5 protein-coding genes are annotated in these 3,417 nt (G+C 65.6%); all 5 read right to left on the bottom strand.

Annotation, left to right across the window (positions count from 1 at the left end):
• Nucleotides 1-497, bottom strand: a 497-nt coding sequence (gene rplC / locus AC1D2K_RS32235; RefSeq protein ID WP_478094197.1) for a 50S ribosomal protein L3, incomplete at its 3' end; no start/stop codon positions are given.
• A gap of 214 nt (nucleotides 498-711) precedes the next feature.
• Complete coding sequence (locus AC1D2K_RS32230; protein WP_478094196.1) at nucleotides 712-1,191, bottom strand: hypothetical protein; 480 nt, start codon at nucleotides 1,189-1,191, stop codon at nucleotides 712-714.
• Entirely contained in the window at nucleotides 1,188-2,777 is a 1,590-nt protein-coding gene (locus AC1D2K_RS32225) for a hypothetical protein (RefSeq protein ID WP_478094194.1), read from the bottom strand. Before AC1D2K_RS32225 ends, AC1D2K_RS32230 begins: the two co-directional genes overlap by 4 nt.
• Before the next feature lie 149 nt (nucleotides 2,778-2,926).
• Nucleotides 2,927-3,241, bottom strand: coding sequence for a 30S ribosomal protein S10 (gene rpsJ / locus AC1D2K_RS32220; RefSeq protein WP_028250951.1), 315 nt, complete (start codon nucleotides 3,239-3,241; stop codon nucleotides 2,927-2,929).
• 23 nt (nucleotides 3,242-3,264) lie between these two features.
• Nucleotides 3,265-3,417: EF-Tu C-terminal domain-related protein (locus AC1D2K_RS32215; protein WP_478094199.1), on the bottom strand; the 153-nt coding region annotated here is incomplete at its 5' end.

Below are 3,417 nucleotides of genomic sequence, written 5' to 3'. Positions count from 1 at the left end.
CCGGGGAACACGCGACCGGGATCCTGCGCCATACCGATGGAGCCGGGCACGTTGTGCGAACGGCTGTTGCCGTGCGACGCGCGCTGCGAGCTCATGTTGTGGCGCTTGATCGTGCCAGCGAAGCCCTTGCCGATCGAGGTGCCTTGCACGTCGACCTTCTGGCCCACCGCGAACACGCTGGCTGCGGCGATGACGCCACCGGCCTTGTGCTGACCGGCCGTATCGGCGGTCACGCGGAATTCCTGGATGATTTCGCCAGCTTCGACACCCGCCTTGGCGAGGTGACCGGCTGCCGGCTTGGTCACGCGCGATGCCTTGCGCGAACCGAACGTCACTTGCAGTGCGACGTAGCCATCGTTCTCTTGGGTTTTGATCTGGGTCACGCGGTTGTTGGACACATCCACCACCGTGACAGGAACTGCGTCCCCGTCATCGGTGAAGAGACGCATCATCCCCACCTTGCGGCCCAGCAACCCGAGGGAGTTGCTCAGACTCATTTGTTTTCTCCAAAAATGGAAGTCCTCTTCCGCCGCTGCCACTTCAATTGGCGACAGCGTTTGGCCGTACGGCTTACCCGTTTGGCTTCACGAAAGAAGGTTGATAAAACTCCGCTCGACCCGCGCCAAAAGACGCAAGTTAGGCAGAGCCGAAGATTATAGCCCGCAAAGGGCTGCGGAGGCAAGTGGCCGGGCGGCGCAGACGCGTAGGGGCCTATTTGACCTTCATCGGCAGGATCTTGTCGCCGCCCGAGCCCTGCTTGAGGGTCTCGCCGCCGGTCGTCGCGTCAGCGGGTTTTCCCACCCCCACCGGCACCGACGTGACGCTGGTGACGCCGAACTGGGTCGTGAAGACGTGCAGATAGCCGACGCCTGTCGCGGCTGGCACCACGTCTACCGTCCAGGTCGCGGCCTGCCCCGCCGGGAGGCTGCGCTGGGTCTCGGAAGCCGCGAGCGACAGGCCGCCGTCGACGGCGAGGCGCACCGTGGCGCCCGCCGGATCCGCGACGCCGGCGAAGCTCAGCAGCACCGACACCGGTCGGCCGGCCTGGGCCGCTTCATCGACGCGGTATTGCACCTCCACGCCGGAACCGTTGGCCTTCATCGGCGCCGTCTTCATCGGCCCGCCGGCGGCCTGGACCGCCAGGGGCGCGGCGAGCGCCAGGGCGCACGCCAGGGCAGCCGCGAGTCTCACTGGATGGTGACGTTGAAACATGTGTTCGCCGAGGAATTGTTGAAGTCGTTGATCACCAGAACGTTCTCGCCGGCCGGCAGGCTGACCGTCGCGCTCTCGCTGGAGCCGAATCCCGCGCTTGCGGCGACAAGTCGGCCAGCATAGACCGTGAAATCCGGGTCTGCCGCTGCCGGGCCGGACACCGTGATCGAACGGCTGCCAGCGCTCGCCATCGTGAATCGGAGGTAGACGAAGCTGCCGAGCTTGTTGCCGGCCCCCTCCGAGTTGGTCACGCAGGCCGTGGGTGTGAGCGGCCGGTACATCGGGAGCGAGAACGCGGCGATGCTTGCGCCGCCACCGTTCGTTTCGTTGGCGCCGAACGGATCGTTGGGGGCCGCGCTGATCTGCTCGCCGATCAGCAGGCCGCTCAGCGCCGAGGCGCTGGCCGGGGCGACGGCATTGAAAGCCGCCGTGAACGGGTGAATGGACGTCACGGCCACGCCGTTCTTGAACGCAGCGCTGGTCAAGGTGTCGTTGATCGGCCCGAAGCCGACCTGTCCGTTCAGGCGCCACAGGAGCGAGTGGATGGAGGCTTCGCGGTACCAGCCAGGAGTAGGTGTCCCGCTCGACGTGAGGTCGATATTTGCGCCCTGCCCTTGTCCCGGCCCCACGGAGTCCGTGTAGTTGCTGCGGGCCAGCGCAATGCCCGACCAGGCGTTGCCCCAGCCCTCCGAGAACGCCACGCGCCGGTCCAGCCGGTCCGTCATCGTATGGCTGCCGCCGGGCGAATCGTCGCGGCTGAACGCCGACTGGTAGTAGTGCCCCCATTCATGGGCGACCACCGAGCCGTCGTATTCGTCGGTGTCGACGTTCTCCTTGCCCAGCACGTAGATGGCGCGCCCGGCGCTGCTGGTGCTGAAGGAGGTCGTTCCGATCTGTCCGATCGCAGGATTGCCGCTTGCCGGGACGTTGTTGACGCTCCAGAAGACGCGCAGCGCCGGAAAGACCGTTCCAGGCGCCACCGACAGCATCTTCGCCTGCGCGGCGTAGATGGTGTCGAGCACCGCGAACGGCGCTGCGGCCCGGGTGCCGGCGTAGCGGCTGCCGTCCCAGCCCGACGGCGCCCGGATGTCGCGTGTGCTGGCCGAGGCCCCGGTGGAGAACGAAGGCGTCTCGAGTGCATAGATGGCATCGGACTGGGTGTTGTCGCGCACCGTGACATCCCAGCTCGGGCCATTTCCGCCTTGCGTCAGCTGCGCCTTGACCCGCACCTGAACCGAGGTGCTCGACGGCAACGACACCGAGTACGCGCCGCTGGCGTCGGTGGTCGCGGTCGCCAGGATCGCCGCCGACGAGCCGTTGATGATCTCGACGCTGGCGCCCCGGATCGGCTTGGGGGCGGCGGCCGCGTAGACCAGCGCGCCGCTGACGTTGGGAATCGATTCGTAGGTCGCGGTGCCACTCAGCGTGACGGTGCCGACACCCGGAACGCCCCCGGCAGCCACCGGCAGTGCGAAGCCGCCGCCGCCTCCACCACCTCCGCCGCAGGCCGCGAGCATCACCACGCCCGCCAATGCCATGCTTCGCCAGACCCACTTCACCCGCATTCCGCACCTCTCTGAGAAATTACTTCGCTTCTGATGAGCGTTTTCTGCGTAAGTTGCAGATTTTTCCGAGGATGCCACAGAGAAGTCAGAATAAGCAAAGCCCGCCTACATTTCTGTAAGCGGGCTTCACAAATGCAACAGCCGAGGGCTTACTGCAACTTGATCTCGACGTCGACGCCGGCCGGCAGGTCGAGCTTCATCAGCGCGTCCACGGTCTTGTCGGTCGGGTCGACGATGTCCATCAGGCGCTGGTGCGTGCGGATCTCGAACTGGTCGCGGCTGGTCTTGTTGACGTGCGGCGAACGCAGGATGTCGAAACGCTTCATGCGGGTCGGCAGGGGCACAGGGCCCTTGACGATCGCGCCGGTGCGCTTGGCGGTGTCCACGATTTCAGCGGCCGACTGGTCGATCAGCTTGTAGTCGAACGCCTTCAGGCGGATGCGGATTTTTTGCTTGGTAGCCATGGTGATTCCTTCGCTTCTTCGAATCAGATGTCGAGGATCTTCGCCACGACGCCCGAGCCCACGGTGCGGCCGCCTTCACGGATGGCGAAGCGCAGGCCTTCTTCCATCGCGATCGGGTTGATCAGCTTGACCGTGATCGACACGTTGTCGCCGGGCATGACCATTTCCTTGTCCTT

The organism is Variovorax sp. P1_H12_2 (assembly GCF_056405335.1).
Note: the sequence above shows the minus strand (reverse complement) of the source record. Positions and strands in the feature narration are given on the sequence as shown.